Annotated in this window: 12 protein-coding genes and 1 pseudogene; 10 read left to right on the top strand and 3 right to left on the bottom strand. The window is 69.3% G+C overall.

Annotation, left to right across the window (positions count from 1 at the left end; translation table 11 throughout):
- Nucleotides 1–20: 20 nt before the first annotated feature.
- Both BM175_RS09135 and apnL read left to right on the top strand, forming a co-directional pair.
- Nucleotides 21–1049: a Gfo/Idh/MocA family protein gene (locus tag BM175_RS09135; protein ID WP_090962224.1), complete on the top strand. Its 1029-nt coding sequence runs from the start codon at nt 21–23 to the stop codon at nt 1047–1049.
- Between the two features lie 2 nt (nt 1050–1051).
- On the top strand, nt 1052–2977 hold the full coding sequence (gene apnL, locus BM175_RS09130; RefSeq protein ID WP_090962222.1) for a D-apionate lactonase: 1926 nt from the start codon (nt 1052–1054) through the stop codon (nt 2975–2977).
- On the opposite strand, the gene BM175_RS09125 is transcribed toward apnL, so the two are convergent.
- The gene (locus BM175_RS09125) at nt 2965–3678 is read right to left on the bottom strand and encodes a transcriptional regulator NanR (RefSeq protein WP_090962221.1); all 714 of its coding nucleotides are present in this window, start codon (nt 3676–3678) and stop codon (nt 2965–2967) included. The two genes, apnL and BM175_RS09125, sit on opposite strands and share 13 nt — an antisense overlap.
- Nucleotides 3679–3795: 117 nt before the next feature.
- On the opposite strand from BM175_RS09125, the gene oiaX reads away from it, so the two are divergent.
- The 5 genes and pseudogenes from oiaX to BM175_RS09100 all read left to right on the top strand — a co-directional run.
- The gene (oiaX, locus tag BM175_RS09120) at nt 3796–5073 is read left to right on the top strand and encodes a 3-oxo-isoapionate-4-phosphate decarboxylase OiaX (RefSeq protein WP_090962219.1); all 1278 of its coding nucleotides are present in this window, start codon (nt 3796–3798) and stop codon (nt 5071–5073) included.
- A 4-nt stretch (nt 5074–5077) separates the two neighbouring features.
- A complete protein-coding gene (locus BM175_RS09115) occupies nt 5078–6403 on the top strand; it encodes a four-carbon acid sugar kinase family protein (RefSeq protein WP_090962217.1) in 1326 nt (441 codons plus the stop codon).
- Nucleotides 6404–6525: 122 nt separating this feature from the next.
- Nucleotides 6526–7554 carry an ABC transporter substrate-binding protein gene (locus BM175_RS09110; RefSeq protein WP_090962215.1) on the top strand — a complete coding sequence of 343 codons (1029 nt, stop codon included), beginning with the start codon at nt 6526–6528 and terminating at the stop codon, nt 7552–7554.
- Between the two features lie 32 nt (nt 7555–7586).
- Nucleotides 7587–8591: a FecCD family ABC transporter permease gene (locus BM175_RS09105; RefSeq protein WP_425285268.1), complete on the top strand. Its 1005-nt coding sequence runs from the start codon at nt 7587–7589 to the stop codon at nt 8589–8591.
- Nucleotides 8588–9343, top strand: a pseudogene (locus tag BM175_RS09100) (ABC transporter ATP-binding protein); the annotation flags it as partial. The gene BM175_RS09105 and the pseudogene BM175_RS09100, both read left to right, overlap by 4 nt.
- Before the next feature lie 46 nt (nt 9344–9389).
- Here BM175_RS09100 and BM175_RS09095 read toward each other — a convergent pair.
- The gene (locus tag BM175_RS09095; protein ID WP_090962211.1) at nt 9390–10586 is read right to left on the bottom strand and encodes a GGDEF domain-containing protein; all 1197 of its coding nucleotides are present in this window, start codon (nt 10584–10586) and stop codon (nt 9390–9392) included.
- Nucleotides 10587–10714: 128 nt separating this feature from the next.
- The gene (locus tag BM175_RS09090; RefSeq protein WP_090962209.1) at nt 10715–12535 is read right to left on the bottom strand and encodes a glycoside hydrolase family 15 protein; all 1821 of its coding nucleotides are present in this window, start codon (nt 12533–12535) and stop codon (nt 10715–10717) included.
- Nucleotides 12536–12861: 326 nt separating this feature from the next.
- On the opposite strand from BM175_RS09090, the gene BM175_RS09085 reads away from it, so the two are divergent.
- From BM175_RS09085 to BM175_RS09075, 3 genes are all read left to right on the top strand, one after another.
- Entirely contained in the window at nt 12862–13071 is a 210-nt protein-coding gene (locus tag BM175_RS09085) for a cold-shock protein (RefSeq protein ID WP_055890979.1), read from the top strand.
- A 520-nt stretch (nt 13072–13591) separates the two neighbouring features.
- The gene (locus tag BM175_RS09080) at nt 13592–14572 is read left to right on the top strand and encodes a tripartite tricarboxylate transporter substrate-binding protein (protein WP_090962206.1); all 981 of its coding nucleotides are present in this window, start codon (nt 13592–13594) and stop codon (nt 14570–14572) included.
- A 90-nt stretch (nt 14573–14662) separates the two neighbouring features.
- Complete coding sequence (locus BM175_RS09075; RefSeq protein WP_090962204.1) at nt 14663–15136, top strand: tripartite tricarboxylate transporter TctB family protein; 474 nt, start codon at nt 14663–14665, stop codon at nt 15134–15136.
- The last annotated feature ends 7 nt before the right edge of the window (nt 15137–15143 follow it).

Below are 15143 nucleotides of genomic sequence, written 5' to 3'. Positions count from 1 at the left end.
GACCGCACGGAGCCGAACCCATGAGCGAGCTGCGCGGCGCCCTGATCGGCTGCGGCTTCTTTGCCCGCAACCAGATGCACGCCTGGGACGACATCCCGGGCGTGTCCATCGTCGCGATCTGCGATCGCGATGAAGCGCGGCTCGCCGAAATGGGCGAGAGCTTCGCGGTCGAGGCCCGCTACAGGGATGCCGCGACGATGCTGCGCGAGGTGCGGCCCGACTTCGTCGACATCGCCACCACCGCGCCGAGCCACCGCGCGCTGGTGGAACTCGCCGCCTCGCTGCAGATCCCGGCGATCTGCCAGAAGCCTATCGCGCCGACGATCGACGACGCGCGGGCGATGGTGGATGCCTGCGAGGCCGCCGGCGTGCGGCTGATGATCCACGAGAACTTCCGCTGGCAGTCGCCGATCCAGGCCGTGCGGCGCGTTCTCGACAGCGGCGAGATCGGCGCACCGTTCTTCGGCCGAGTCTCGTTCCGCTCGGCCTACGACGTCTATGCGGGCCAGCCGTATCTTGCGGAAGGCGAGCGCTTCATCATCGAGGACCTCGGCATCCACGCTCTCGACATCGCGCGCTTCCTGTTCGGCGACGTCGCCCGCATCACCGCACGCACCGCCCGCGTCAATCCCCGCATCCGCGGCGAGGACGTTGCGACAATGCTCCTCGATCACGAGGCGGGCTTTCCATCGGTGGTGGACTGCTCCTACGCCACGAGGCTCGAGACCGAGCGCTTCCCCCAGACGCTGGTCGAGATCGACGGCGCCGCCGGCACGATCCGCCTCGACGAGGGCTACCGCCTGACGGTCACCGGCCCGAACGGCACGCGGCACGAAGACGTGTCGCCGCCGCTTCTCCCCTGGGCCTCGCGTCCCTGGCACAACATTCAAGAAAGCGTCGCGCTGATCCAGCACCACTGGGTCGAGACGCTTCGCGCGGGCGCCGAGCCCGCGACGTCCGGCCGCGACAACCTGAAGACCTTCGCCCTCGTCGAGGCCGCCTATCGCAGCGCCGCGAGCGGCGCGACGCTCGACCCGTCCGAGGTCTGACGATGGCGGACGCGCTGAAGCTCTTCGGAACGCGCGATCCCGTCGCCCCGGTCCGGCGCCTTCAGGCCGGGCGGCTCACGGCGGACCTCGTGTCGGGCAACCTGCGCGCCGTGTCCTTCGCCGGTATCGAGGTCCTGCGCTCGATCGCCTATGTCGTGCGTGACCGGGACTGGGGAACCTACGATCCGCCGATCCTCGATCTCGACGTCGAGGATGCCGAGGATCGTTTCACGGTCCGCTACCGGGCGGAGGTCTCGGGACCGGGCGACACCCGCCTCGCCTATGCCGCCGAAATCGAAGGCCGCGCGGACGGAACGCTTCGATTTGCCGTCGAGGCCGTGCCGCGGGGCGATTTCGAGACCAACCGCTGCGGCTTCTGCATTCTCCACCCGATCGAGGGCGTCGCGGGAACGCCGGTCGAGGTCGAGCACACCGACGGCACGCGCGAGGCCTCGCGGTTTCCGGATGCGATCGAGCCATGGCAGCCGTTCCAGGACATCCGCGCCCTCGCCCATCATCCGGCGCCCGGCCTTCGCGCGACGTGCCGGTTGGACGGCGACGCCTTCGAGATGGAGGACCAGCGCGCCTGGTCGGACGCCTCGTACAAGACCTATGTCCGGCCCCTCGCCCGGCCCTGGCCCTATCGGATGGCGGATGGGGCCGCGAACCGGCAGGTCGTGACGCTGACGATCGACGCCTCGCATGACGCCGTCCCGGCGTCACCCGCGCCGACCGGCGGCCCGGTCGATGTGCGGCTCGGCGCCTCGCTCGGCGAGGCGATGCCGCGTTTCGGCCTCGCCATCGCACCGGAGGAGACGGCCGACATCCTCGCCCGGCTGGACAGGCTGACGAGCCTCGCGCCGGCCTTCCTCCTGTTCCACTTCGATCCGCTCGCCGGCCACGGCGCAGGCGCGCTGGAGGCGTTCGCCCGCATCGCCGCCCTCGTGCCGGACGTCGAGCCCGTCCTCGAACTCGTCGTGCCCGGCCGAGGCGACACGGCGGGCGAACTCGACCGGGCCGCGCACCTTGTCCGGGCCGCCGGCTTCCGCCCGCAGACGCTCGTGGTCGGCCCCGCCGCCGACCGGCGCTCGACGCCGCCGGGCAGCGCCTGGCCGGCATGTCCGCCGCTGGACGAGGTCTACCGGGCCGCCCGCGCGGCGTTTCCGGGCGTGCGGCTCGGCGGCGGCATGCTCTCCTACTTCACCGAGCTGAACCGCAAGCGCGTGCCGCTCGGCGAGCTCGACTTCGTCACCCATGCGACCAACCCGATCGTCCACGCCGCGGACGACCTGTCGGTGATGCAAACGCTGGAGGCGATCCCCTTCATCACGCGTTCGACCCGCGCCTTCGTCGGCGACAAGCCCTACCGGCTCGGGCCGACCACGATCGGCATGCGCCAGAACCCCTACGGCTCGCGCACCATGCCGAACCCGGACGGGCGCCGCATCCCCATGGCGGACGACGATCCGCGGGCGCGCGGCCTCTTCGGCGCCGCCTTCATGATGGGCTATGCCGCACGCCTTCAGGGCGCCGGCATCGAAGCCTGGACCGGGGCGAGCCTTGCGGGCCCGCGCGGGCTGCTGCTGGCGGACGGCGGCGTGGTGCCGGCCTTCCACGCGGCCAAGGGTCTTGCGGCCGTCAGTGGCGCCGCGCGGCTGGACCTTGTATCGACGCGGCGCGACAGGGTCGACGGCTTTGCCGCGCTGCGCACGGATGGCAGCCGCGAGATCTGGCTCGCCAATCTCGGCCCCGAAGACGAGGACGTCGTGCTGGACGGGTTCGGGCCGGAGGTCGCGGCGTCGAGGCTGGACGAAACGTCCTTCGAGGCGGCAAGCCGAGGCGCAATGCCGCCCCTCGAGCCCGTCGGCACAGGCCTCCGCCTGCCGCCTTACGCGGTCGTGCGCCTCGTCTCGCCTCAGGCGCCCTGATGGCGGTAGAGGTCGCGCGAGCGCTCGAGGTGGCGCACCATGGCGGCCTCCGCAGCATCTGGGTCGCGTGCGGCGAGCGCCTGAAGGATTTCCTCGTGTTCCTGAAGGGTCACGTTCTCCTTGCCGCTCCAGATCAGAAGCTCGTTGTGGTACTGGCGCAGCCAGCCCAGCATGGATTCGGCCACCGCTTCGAAGATCGGGTTGCCGGGGATCGCGGCGATGCGCGCGTGGAAGCGCATGTCGGTGCGGATGAAGCGCTCGGGATCGCCGAGCGCGCCGCGCTGCTCGGCAAGAAGCGCGCCCAGCGCCTCGACGTCGGCATCGCCTGCCCGCTCCGCCGCCTGCCGGACGATGCCGCGCTCGAAGAAGATCCGCGCCTCCTTCAGATGGTCGAGCGCGCCGGGCGAGGTGGTCAGCATGATCTCGGCCGCGCGGTCGACCTGCCCGAACAGGGAGCGCGGGGTAAGGCTGAGGACCTTGGCCCGTTCGCCGTGCGAGATGGCGACGAGCCCCAGCCCGTTCAGCGCCTGCATCGCCTCGCGGATCGCCGGCCGGCCGACGCCGAAGCGCTCCATCAGTTCGCGCTCGGACGGCATCTGGTCGCCGGTCTTCAGCTCGCCCGTGGTGATCATCGACTTGAGGCGCTCGTAGACCTCGTCGGACAGCTTGCGGCGGACGATCGGCTCGCTCGGCTGGACCATGGCTGACGCTCCCCACACATCCGTCCGCCCGAAGCGGCCGCGCAAAACTGGTATGCCGATGATACCAGATCTCGCGAGCCGTCGCGTGGTTTCCTTTCCGAACAGGCTTTTCTGCCCATGAGCGACGACATCGTCCTGACCTACCGGATCGAGACGCCCGGCAGCGTCGAGAAGCTGGCGGACAAGATCGCGAGCGACCAGTCCACCGGCACGTTCGTGCCGCTGCCCGGCGAGACGCCGGAACTGAAGGCCCGCGTCGCCGCCCGCGTCCTCGCGGTGCGCTCGCTCGATCCGGTCGAGGAGCCCGCCTTCGGCCGCTCCCACGACGATCTCGCCGCGCCCCGCTCGTTCCGCTGCGGCGAGGCCGACATTGCCTTTCCAATGGAGGCGATCGGCACCGATCTCGCCGCGCTGATGACGATCGCGATCGGCGGCGTCTACTCGATCAAGGGCTTCAGCGGCATCCGCGTGACGGACATCCGCCTGCCGCCGGCCTTCGGCAAGGCCTGGCCGGGGCCGCGGTTCGGCATCGAGGGTTCGAAGCGGCTGACCGGCGTCTCAGGCCGGCCGATCATCGGCACGATCGTAAAGCCGGCGCTCGGGCTGCGCCCGCCGGAAAGCGCCGCCATGGTCCGGGAACTCGTGGAGGCGGACGTCGACTTCATCAAGGACGACGAGAAGCTCATGAGCCCGGCCTATTCGCCGCTTGCCGAGCGCGTGAAGGCGATCATGCCGGTGGTGCTCGACCACGAGCAGCGGACCGGCAAGAAGGTCATGGTCGCGTTCGGGATCACCGCCACCGACCCCGACGAGATGATGCGCAACCACGACCTCGTGCTCGCGGCGGGCGGCAACGCGGCGGTCGTCAACATCAACTCGATCGGCATGGGCGCCATGGCCTTCCTACGCCGCCGCTCGGGGCTGGTGCTGCACGCGCACCGCAACGGCTGGGACATTCTCACGCGCCACCCTTCGCTCGGGCTGGACTTTCGCGTCTACCAGACGTTCTGGCGGCTTCTCGGCGTCGACCAGTTCCAGATCAACGGGATCGCGGCGAAATACTGGGAGCCGGACGCCTCGTTCCTGCACTCCTATCATGCCCTTCGCCGTCCGCTGTTTCGCGACGACGACCGACCGCTGCCGGTCGTCGGCTCCGGCCAGTGGGGCGGACAGGCACCGGCGACCTACGCCGCGGTCGGCTCGACCGACCTTCTCTACCTCTGCGGCGGCGGTGTCGTCAGCCATCCGATGGGGCCGGCAGCCGGCGTCCGCGCCGTGCGCCAGGCCTGGGAGGCGACGGTCGCGGGCGTCGATCTCGACGCCTACGCCGCCGACCATCCGGAACTCGCCGCCTCGATCCGGGCCTTCGGCGGGCCGGACGCCAAGGGAGCCTGACGCGATGACGACGCCGCTGATCGCCTTCTACGGCGACGACCTCACCGGATCGACCGACGTGATGGAATCGCTGGCGATGCGCGGGATCGAGACCGTGCTCTTCACCGACCTGCCGACCGATGCGCAGCTCGCCCGCTTTCCCGACGCGAGAGCCATCGGCGTCGCCGGCACCAGCCGCAGCGAGACGCCGGACTGGATGGACGCGAACCTGCCGGGCGTCTTCGAGTGGCTCAAGGCGCGCGGCGCCGCGATCACCCACTACAAGATCTGCTCGACCTTCGATTCCAGCCCCGCCATCGGCTCGATCGGTCGAGCCGCCGAGATAGGGCGTGCCGTCTTCGGCGGTCGGCCGGTGCCCCTCGTTGTCGGCGCGCCGCAGTTGAAGCGCTGGACCGCATTCGGAAACCTCTTCGCCGCCTACCGGGGCGAGACGTTCCGCATCGACCGCCATCCCGTGATGAGCCGGCACCCGGTGACGCCGATGCGGGAGGCCGACCTTCGCCGGCATCTGGCGGAGCAGACGCTGCTTCCCGTCGCCCTCCTCGATGCCGTGGCGCTTCTGGCGGGCGACGCCGATATCAGGATCGACGCGATCCTCCGCGACGATCCGGGCCTCGTCCTCATCGATGTCCTCGACGCCGCGACGCAGGCTGCAGCGGGCCGCCAGCTGGAGCGGCTGGCGGAGGCCGGCTGCCGCTTCGCGATCGGCTCGTCGGGCGTCGAATATGCTTTGGCCGCCCACTGGATGACGACCGGCCGCCTTGCCGAACCAGCCGCCTTCGCGCCCCTGCCGCCGGCCGATCGCATCGCGGTCGTCTCCGGCAGTTGCTCCCCGACCACCGAGCGCCAGATCCGGCATGCGGGCGACAATGGCTTCGAGCCGATCGCCTTCGATCCGCGTGCCTTCGTATCCGGCGATACGTCGGCGATCGAAAAGGTGGAGGCGCGCGCCGCGGATGCCTTCAGCGCCGGCCGCTCGGTGATCGTCCACACCGCGATGGGGCCGGACAGCGACCTAGGGCCGGAACTGTCGGGCACGGAGGGCGCGCGTCATGCGATCGGGCGTGGCCTTGGACGCCTGCAGGCGGGTCTCGTGCGCAGGCTGGGCCTGCGCCGCGCGGTGATCGCAGGCGGCGACACCTCGAGCCATGCCCTGCGCCAGCTCGGCGTTCACGCACTCACGACCCGCCTGCCGCTGCCCGACACGCCGGGCTCGCCGGTGGCGCTCGCGCATAGCGACGATCCCGCCTTCGACGGTCTGGAGATCGCGCTGAAGGGCGGACAGGTCGGCGGCGACGACTACTTCTCGCGCATCCGCGATGGAGTTTAGAATCGTTCGAAGAGAACAACGGGGTGCGCGCAGTAAAAGCTGACACGTGACGTCTTGTTTCGACGAGTGGCGAAGAGTACTCAGCCGGGCATCAACCTGATCCCCATATAGGACGACCTCCCGTGGCTCTCCCGAAACAGTTCCTTGCCGCCTCGTTCCTGCTTGTGGGCCTCGGACTGACGAACGGAAGCGCGCATGCGGAGCCGACGCAGTACCCGCTGACGATCGAGAACTGCGGCGAGGCCGTCACGGTCGAGAAGGCGCCGCAGCGGGCGATCGGCCTCGGCCAGAACAGCGCGGAGATCATGCTCCTTCTCGGCCTCGGGGACCGCATGGCCGGCACCGCCTTTTGGCCGAGCAAGGTCCTGCCGCAGCTCGCCGACGCCAATGCCAAGGTGAAGCTCCTCACGGTCGAGTTCCCGACCTTCGAATCGATCCTTGCCGAGAATCCCGATTTCGTCGCCGCCGCCCTGCCGACGCTGCTCGGGCCGGACAGCAAGGTCGCCAAGCGCGAGGACTTCGAAAAGGTCGGCGTCCCCTCCTACCTCTCGCCCTCGACCTGCCTCGAGCGCAAGGAGGGCACCGACGCCTACGGTGCCCGCGCGAACCTCTGGAACATGGACCTCCTCTACGAGGAGATCGAGGAACTTGCGCAGATCTTCGACGTGCAGGACCGCGGCGCAGCCCTCATCGCCGACTTCAAGGCGCGCGAGGCGGCCCTCCGGGCGTCCGCGCCCGCCGAGGACGGGCGCAAGCTCACTTACGTGTTCTGGTTCTCCAGCCCGTCGCCGACCGCCGACGCCTATCTCGGCGGCCGCAACGGCGCGTCCGGCTTCATCGCCGATCTCCTCGGCGGCACCAACGCCATCCAGACCGAAGCGGAATGGCCGACGCTCGGCTGGGAGAGCATCATCGCCGCCGATCCCGACGTGATCGTCGTCGCCGGCCTCGACCGCAACCGCTGGGAACTCGACAAGCCGGAGGCCAAGATCGCGTTCCTCAACTCCGATCCCGCGACCAGCCAGATGAAGGCGGTCCGCAACAAGGCGATCGTCGTGATGGACGGACAGGCGATGAACCCGACGATCCGCACGATCTACGGGGCGGAACAGGTGGCCGAGCAGCTGAAGGCCCTCGGTCTGCGCAAGTGACGGTCCTGTCCGGCGCGCTTGGCCGCGGCGCCCTGCCCGCCACGCTCGTCCTTGCCGCGCTCGCCGTGATCGCACTGGCGGTGGGCGTCAGCGTCGGGATCGGCGATCTTCCCATTCCCCTGACGACGACGCTTGCGGCGCTGACGAACCGCCTCGGCTGGACCGCGGTCGAGATCAGCCGCATCCACGAGACGGTGATCTGGGACTATCGCCTCAGCCGCGCGCTGGTCGCCGCCTTCTGCGGCGCGGGCCTCGCCCTGTCGGGCGCCATCATGCAGGCGCTTTTGCGCAACCCTCTGGCCGAGCCCTACGTCCTCGGCATCTCGGCCGGCGCCTCGACCGGGGCCGTTGCGGTGGTGATCCTCGGCCTCGGATCGGGCGCCGTGTCCCTGTCGGCGGGCGCCTTTCTCGGCGCCTTCGCCGCCTTCCTCTTCGTGGCCCTCCTGTCCGGCGGCACGCGCGGCGGGGCGGATCGGACGATCCTCGCGGGCGTCGCCGCCTCGCAGCTCTTCAACGCGGCGACGTCCTACGTCGTCACCACATCCGGCAACGCGCAGCAGGCGCGCGACGTGATGTTCTGGCTGCTCGGAAGCTTCGGGGGCGTGCGCTGGCCCGAATTCGCGCTGGTGTCGGTCGTGGTCGGCGCGGGCCTCGTCGCCTGCCTCCTGCACTCGCGTGTCCTCGACGCCTTCGCCTTCGGCGACGAGGCGGCCGCCGCGATGGGCGTGCATGTCGAGCGCACGCGCCTCGTCCTCTTCTCGCTGATCGCAGTGATGACCGCGACGATCGTCAGCATGGTCGGCTCGATCGGGTTCGTCGGGCTCGTCGTCCCCCATGTCGCCCGCTTCCTCGTCGGGCCGCTGCATGTCCGTCTGCTGCCGGCCTGCGCGCTGATCGGCGCGGTCTTCATGGTGCTCGCCGACATCGCCTCGCGCGTCCTGATCCCGCAGCAGGTCCTGCCGATCGGTGTCGTCACAGCGCTGGTCGGCGTACCCTTCTTCTCGGTCATCCTCTATCGCCTGCAACGGCCCGCATGAGCATCGTCGCCGACCATCTCACCTGGCGGATCGGCGGGCGGACCGTCGTGGACGGCGTCTCCCTGGCGGCCGAGCCCGGCAAGGTGCTGGGACTGCTCGGACCCAACGGTTCAGGCAAGACATCCCTTCTGCGCCTTCTCGCAGGCCTTCGGCGCCCGCACCAGGGCACCGTCCGGCTCGACGGCGCCGACATCGCGCGGCTCGGACGGCGCTCGCTCGCCAGGCGCGTCGCCTTCGTCGAGCAGCATGCGGCCACCAGCGCCGACCTCAAGGTGATCGACGTCGTGCGGCTCGGCCGCTTCCCGCACCGCTCGCCCTTCTCGGGCTGGACCGGCGCAGACGAAGCGGCGGTGGACGAGGCGCTGCGGCGAACGGGCCTCACCTCGAAGCGCCTTGAGCGCTGGCATGCCCTGTCCGGCGGCGAGCGCCAGCGCACCCACATCGCGCGCGCCCTCGCCCAGACGCCGACCGAGCTTCTCCTCGACGAGCCGACGAACCACCTCGACATCCAGCACCAGATCGGCCTGCTGCAGCTCGTCTCCAGCCTGTCGATGACCTGCATCGTCTCGTTGCACGACCTCAACCATGCGGCGATGTTCTGCGACCGGCTGCTGATCCTCGATCGCGGTCGTGTGGTCGCCGACGGCACGCCGGACGAGGTGCTGACGGAAAGTCTTCTGCGCGAGGTCTTCGCGGTCGAGGCGCGCGTCGAGACCTCGCCGCATCACGCCCGCCCACACATCCATTTCCTGCCGCACGGAACCGTTCGACGCGACGACGGGCAGACGCCGCGGTCGCTCAGCCCGGCGCGAAGTGCGGTGTGACGCCCTGCCAGGAAGCGGATGGTCGCTCCGCATCGTCCGACAGCGCGGCGCCGTCGATCTCCACCCGGTTCCGGCCGAGCCGCTTGGCGCGGTAGAGCGCGGCATCGGCACAGGCGAGAAGCGCCTCTCGACCTTCGCTCCTTCGCGGCGAGGCATGCGCCACGCCGACGCTGGTGCTGACCGCGATACGCTCGCCGCGCCAGTCGATCACGGCATCGGCCAACCGTATGCGCACCGTCTCGGCGAGGTCCCCCGCTCGGCTACCGCCATGGGGGAGGAACACGACGAACTCCTCGCCGCCGAGCCGCGCGAGGATTTCGCCGGGCTCAAGGCACGCTTCCACGATGCGCGACAGGCGCGTCAGCACGACATCGCCCCCGGCATGGCCGAAGCGGTCGTTGATCGACTTGAAGTGGTCGAGATCGAGAAGGAGCATCGCCGCGCCCTCGGGCACGAACTCGGGCACCGCATCGCGAAATCCGTGGCGGTTGAGAACGCCGGTGAGCGCGTCCGTTACCGAACGCCGGCGCTCGGTTTCCTCGCCGCGCTCGCGCACGAAGGACACGACGAGCGCGGCGATCGAGAAGTTCAGCATCATCGTGACGGCGAACCCGATCGCGATCGAGCCGGGCGAACTGAAGCCGAGTGCGATCAACGGGAACTGGATGCCGTAGACCAGCCCGCAGGCGCCGAGCGCAAAGGCGAGCGGCGCGCGCGAGGCGAGCCGCTCGCGCCGGCCGGCCCGGATCAGCGAAATGGCCGATGCCAGTCCGGCAAGCGCCGCCACCGCGTGGAAGGCGGAGGCGCGCAGCGTGTTGTCGTCGAAGACGGGGGTCAGCAGGCCGACGACGAGAACCACCGGAGACGCCGCGAGGAGCCAGAGAGCGCGCCCGGCGGGGCGGTCGAGCCGGCGGATGCCGCAGTAGATCAGCGTGTAGGCGAAGACCGCGAGGGCGAGGCTGCTGCTGCGCCACGTCTCGGCGCTGATCGCGCCGAACTCGCCGAGCCCGGCGAGAAAGGCGCCGAGCGCGAGAAGGAGATAGCCGACTGCGAGGGTGCCGACGCCGCGCGGGCGCCCGCCGCCGAGCCACGGCAGGAGCAGCCCGCCGGCTCCGGCCAGCAGCGAGGTCTTGTGCAGAACCAGGACGGTTCCGAGGTCGAGTGCCGTCATGACGCGCCCTGAACCGCGCGGGTCATGGCTCGCGCGGCTGGATGGTGGTCCGGTGATTCTGTGCCGGACCCTAGCGGCGGCGCGCTAATCTTTCGTTGCCGCTACGGAACGCCGGTGAAGCGACGCCGTCAGAGGGCGCAGCCGTCGAGCGTGGCCGCGGTCTGGATCAGGGCGAGATGGCTGAGCCCCTGCGGCATGTTGCCGAGATAGGCGAGCGTCTCGGGATAGACCATCTCCGCCAGGATGCCCGCCCCCCGGTCGCCCAGTGCCGACAGGACCTCGTCGAAGCGCAGGCGCGCCTCGTCGCGGTGTCCGAGCAGCGCCAGCCCCTCGATGATCCAGAAGGTGCAGGCGAGGAAGCAGCCCTCGTGGTCCTCGACGCCGTGGTAGCGATAGTGGAACAGGCCCTTGCGCAGGCGCTTGTCGAGCGCGCGCAGCGTCTTTTCCAGCCGCTCGCGGCCGTCGAAGCCGAAGCGGACGGCGAGCGCCAGCGAAGCGTCGAGGCCGCTCTCGCCCGGCACCATGACGTAGGCCTGATCGCGCTCCGACCAGCAGTTGGCGTCCACCCATTCGGCGATCCGGTCGCGCGAGCGCGCCCAGCGCTCGCGGCAGGTTGAGGGGATGTGGCCGCCATCGGCGAGTTCCACGGCGCGGGCGAGCGCCTGCCACGCGCTGATCTTCGACATCGTGTAGTGCCGGCGCTCGGACAATTCCCAGATGCCGGAATCGGGCTGGCGCCAGGTCTCCGCGCACCGGTCGGCAACGCCCGCGAGGACGGCGGCGCTGCGCGGGTCAAGGACATGCCCGCCCGCGACGAAGCGCGCGGCGGTCTCGAAGATGTCGCCGTAGATGCCGTGCTGGTGCTGTCCCGCCGCCTGATTGCCGCGTCGAACGGGACGGCTGCCGCGATAACCCGGCAGGTCGATCACGGTCTCCTCGGCCGGCAGGCGCTCGCCTTCCAGCGTGTAGCAGACGAGCGCGCCATGCTCGGCCAGCCGCTTGATCAACCAGGTGAACGCACCCTTGGCCTCCGCCATCGCGCCGATACGCAGGAAGGCCTTGATCGTGTAGGACGCGTCGCGCACCCAGGCGTAGCGGTAGTCGTAGTTCTTTTCGCCGCCGATGCCTTCGGGCAGCGACGTCGTGGCGGCTGCGGCGATCGCGCCGGTCGGCGAGTAGAGAAGGAGCTTCAGCGCCAGCGCGCTGCGCATCACCTCGGCGCGATACGATCCCTCGAAGCGCACGCCGTTCGCCCACTGGCGCCACTCGTTGTCGGTCACGTCGATGCGGGCGCTGATCCGCTCGGGGTCCTCGACCACCAGCGGCTCATCCTCGCCGGCCACGATCGCGACGATCTCGCGCGCCCCGGCTCCGACCGTGACGTGGCCCCGGATCTCGCTGTCGCCCTCCTCCTCGATCTGCACACCGTCGCTCACGCGCAGGAGCCCGATCACAGATCCGGCATGGAAGGTGGTGGCATTGGCGTTGGTGTAGAGGAACGGGCAGATCGTGTCGGCCTGCGTGCCGAAGACGAGGCGCATCTCGAAGGTGACCTCGCCCTCGAGCCCCTCGATCCGGCGCGCCAGTTCGCACCAGGGCAGGCGTCCGCCCGACCCGCTGTTCAGCGCCTCCACGAGGCGGGCCCGCCCGTGCGGCGTCTCGAAGACCGTCTCAAGGACGTTGGAGTCCGGCCGGTAGGCGCGGTGCGACGTGAAATCGCCGACCGGGGTCAGCGAAAAGAACCCGCCGCTTTTTTCGTCGAGGACGCGATCCAGCATCGGAGCCGAGTTCATGTTCGGCACGCACCACCAGTCGATCGAGCCGTCGGTCCCGACGAGGGCGACGCTGCGACCGTCGCCGAGCGCGCTGTAGTTTTCGAGCGGCAGGGGGCCCGGCCGCCCGGGCCTCACGACGCCGGGGTCTTCGGCCGGCTTCACCCGGTTCAGCATGGGACCTCCGGTCGATCGAACGAGATACAGGAACGCGCCGCAGGCGTGGGCAAGTGGGTCATCCCCGCACCAATGCTTCGGCAACCACATAAGATCCTGCGGCACACGCGCGCATGCGAGGCCAGGGCAAGAATCATTGCCTCGCCCGGACGTAACGACGACTTGCCTTTTTGGTCCGGCGAGGGCATATCGGAATGGTCGAAAGATGGCCGGACGCTTGGGCCTTGCGCCGTTGGCGCAGTGCCGGTTCTCCCGTTTCATCGCGATACTCGAAACTGGAGCGCGCCGGAAGGCCGCCGACGAACGCTTGCGTAGAAAGGTGTCCCATGGCTACGGGAACCGTGAAATGGTTTAACTCCGACAAGGGCTTCGGCTTCATCGCCCCCGATGACGGAGGTCAGGATGCCTTCGTGCACATCACGGCGGTGCAGCGCTCGGGCCTCGATGGCCTGACCGACGGCCAGAAGGTCAGCTTCGAGCTCGTGGCCGACCGCAAGACCGGCAAGCTCGCGGCGCAGAACCTCAAGGCTCTCTGAGCCCATCCGGGGTCCGGCCTTCCCGAACGGGACGGGCCTTCCCGATCTCCCCGCCGATCCGTCGGCGGGCCTCCTTCGAAAGGCAAGCTTCGAGCAAGCTCGATCCGCTAGACCTTCTCCCGTCTTCCCGCTTCGACCACGGATGCACTGGCGAAACGGGGCGACGACCGACATGAGCGAACCCTGCGCCGATCCGGCTGCAGGGTTTTTTCTTGTCCGACTACGGAGGTTGCCTGACGAACTCGTGATCGCACTTGCGCCTGCAAGTTGTTCGCAGCGGTCTGGTGAACACGCCATGAAAAGCGCTCACATTCCTCTGACTAACTGCCTCCGACGCCGCAACAGAACTATGCAAGCCTTCCTTTCAAACGATACAATACCAGTATATCGCTGATAATCGTCGAAAACCGTGGTTTTCCCACGGCTTGTCGACAGAACACGACTGGACAAACCGTCACAAATCCTGTGCTGTCCGGCTCTGCGCCAAGCTCTCCGGCGCGCCGACACTCTGGGAGGAATCATGTCGACGATTTGGAAGGGGCTCCTCGCCTCGATCGCCGTTCTGGCTGCCGCATCCGCCGCATCCGCGCAGGCGGACTACCCGACGCAGCCGATCACGATCGTGGTGCCGTTCTCCGCCGGCGGTCCGACCGACACCGTGACGCGCCTGATCGCGCAGACCATGACGAGCGAGCTCGGCCAGCAGGTGCTGGTGCAGAACGTCGGCGGCGCGGGCGGCACGCTCGGCGCCGGCCAGGTGGCCCAGGCCAAGCCCGACGGCTACACGCTCCTCCTCCACCATATCGGCATGTCGACGGCGCCCACCCTTTACCGCCAGCTCGCCTTCGATCCGCTCAAGGCCTTCGCGCCGATCGGTCAGGTGACCTCGGTGCCGATGACCATCGTCGCGCGCAAGGACCTCGAGCCGTCAGACGCCGCCGGCCTCATCACCTACCTGAAGGCGAACGGCGCGGACACGACCTATGCGCATGCCGGCATCGGCTCGGCCTCGCACCTGTGCGGCATGCTCCTGCAGGAAGCGCTCGGCGTTCAGATGATCACCGTGCCCTACCAGGGCGCCGCCCCGGCGATGACCGACATCGTGGGCGGTCAAGTCGACGTCCTGTGCGACCAGACCACCAACACGACCAACCAGATCAAGGCCGGCGAAGTGAAGGCCTATGCCGTGACCACGCCTGAGCGCGTCGCCTCGCTCCCCGAGCTTCCGACCACGAAGGAAGTCGGCCTCGACAAGATGCAGATCGGCGTCTGGCACGGGCTCTACGCGCCGGCCGGCACCGATCCCGCCATCATCGCCAAGCTCGAGGGCGCCCTGCAGAAGGCGCTGGCCAACGACACCGTCAAGGCGCGCTTCGCCGAACTCGGCACCGCGCCGGTCTCGGCCGCGGAGGCGACCCCGGACTCGCTGAAGGCGCAGCTGACCTCGCAGATCGAGCTCTGGCGTCCGATCATCCAGGCTGCCGGCACCTACGCCGACTGACCGGCCTTCCACGGCTCACAGACAGTGCCGTCCGGCCGGGGTTCGCCCCGGCCGGCTCGTCCGATCGTATCCGTCCGGGGGGACCATTTCATGCAAGCAACCGAAGGCGCGAAATCGCGCCGTGATCTTCTGGCGGGCCTGATCTTCATGGCCATCGCCGCGGGCTTCGCATATGAGGCCTCGAAGTACGACATGGGCCGGGCGATCCGCATGGGACCCGGCTTCATCCCGATGACGCTCGCGATCCTGCTCGCGATCTTCGGCGCGATGATCGCTTTCGGCGGCCTGCGCAAGGACGAGCGGATCGAGAAGACCCCGATCCCCTGGAAGGGCATCGTCCTGATCCTTGCCGCTCTCGTGATCTTTGGCGAGTTCGGTTCGCTCCTCGGCCTCGTGCCGGTCGTCTTCATCGGCACCGCGATCGTGGCGCTCGCCTCCGCGAAGAACTCGATCGTCTCGTCGCTCACGATCGCGGTCTCCATGTCGGCGCTCTGCTGGCTGGTCTTCAAGGTCGGCCTCGGCATCACCCTGCCGACCTTCGGCCCCCTTCTCACCTTCTCCTGAGGCGCGG

The organism is Aureimonas phyllosphaerae (genome assembly GCF_900113065.1).
In the GTDB taxonomy this organism is placed as follows: domain Bacteria; phylum Pseudomonadota; class Alphaproteobacteria; order Rhizobiales; family Rhizobiaceae; genus Aureimonas; species Aureimonas phyllosphaerae.
The sequence above is the reverse complement of the archived record's forward strand: the minus strand, read 5'-3'. Positions and strand labels throughout refer to the sequence as shown.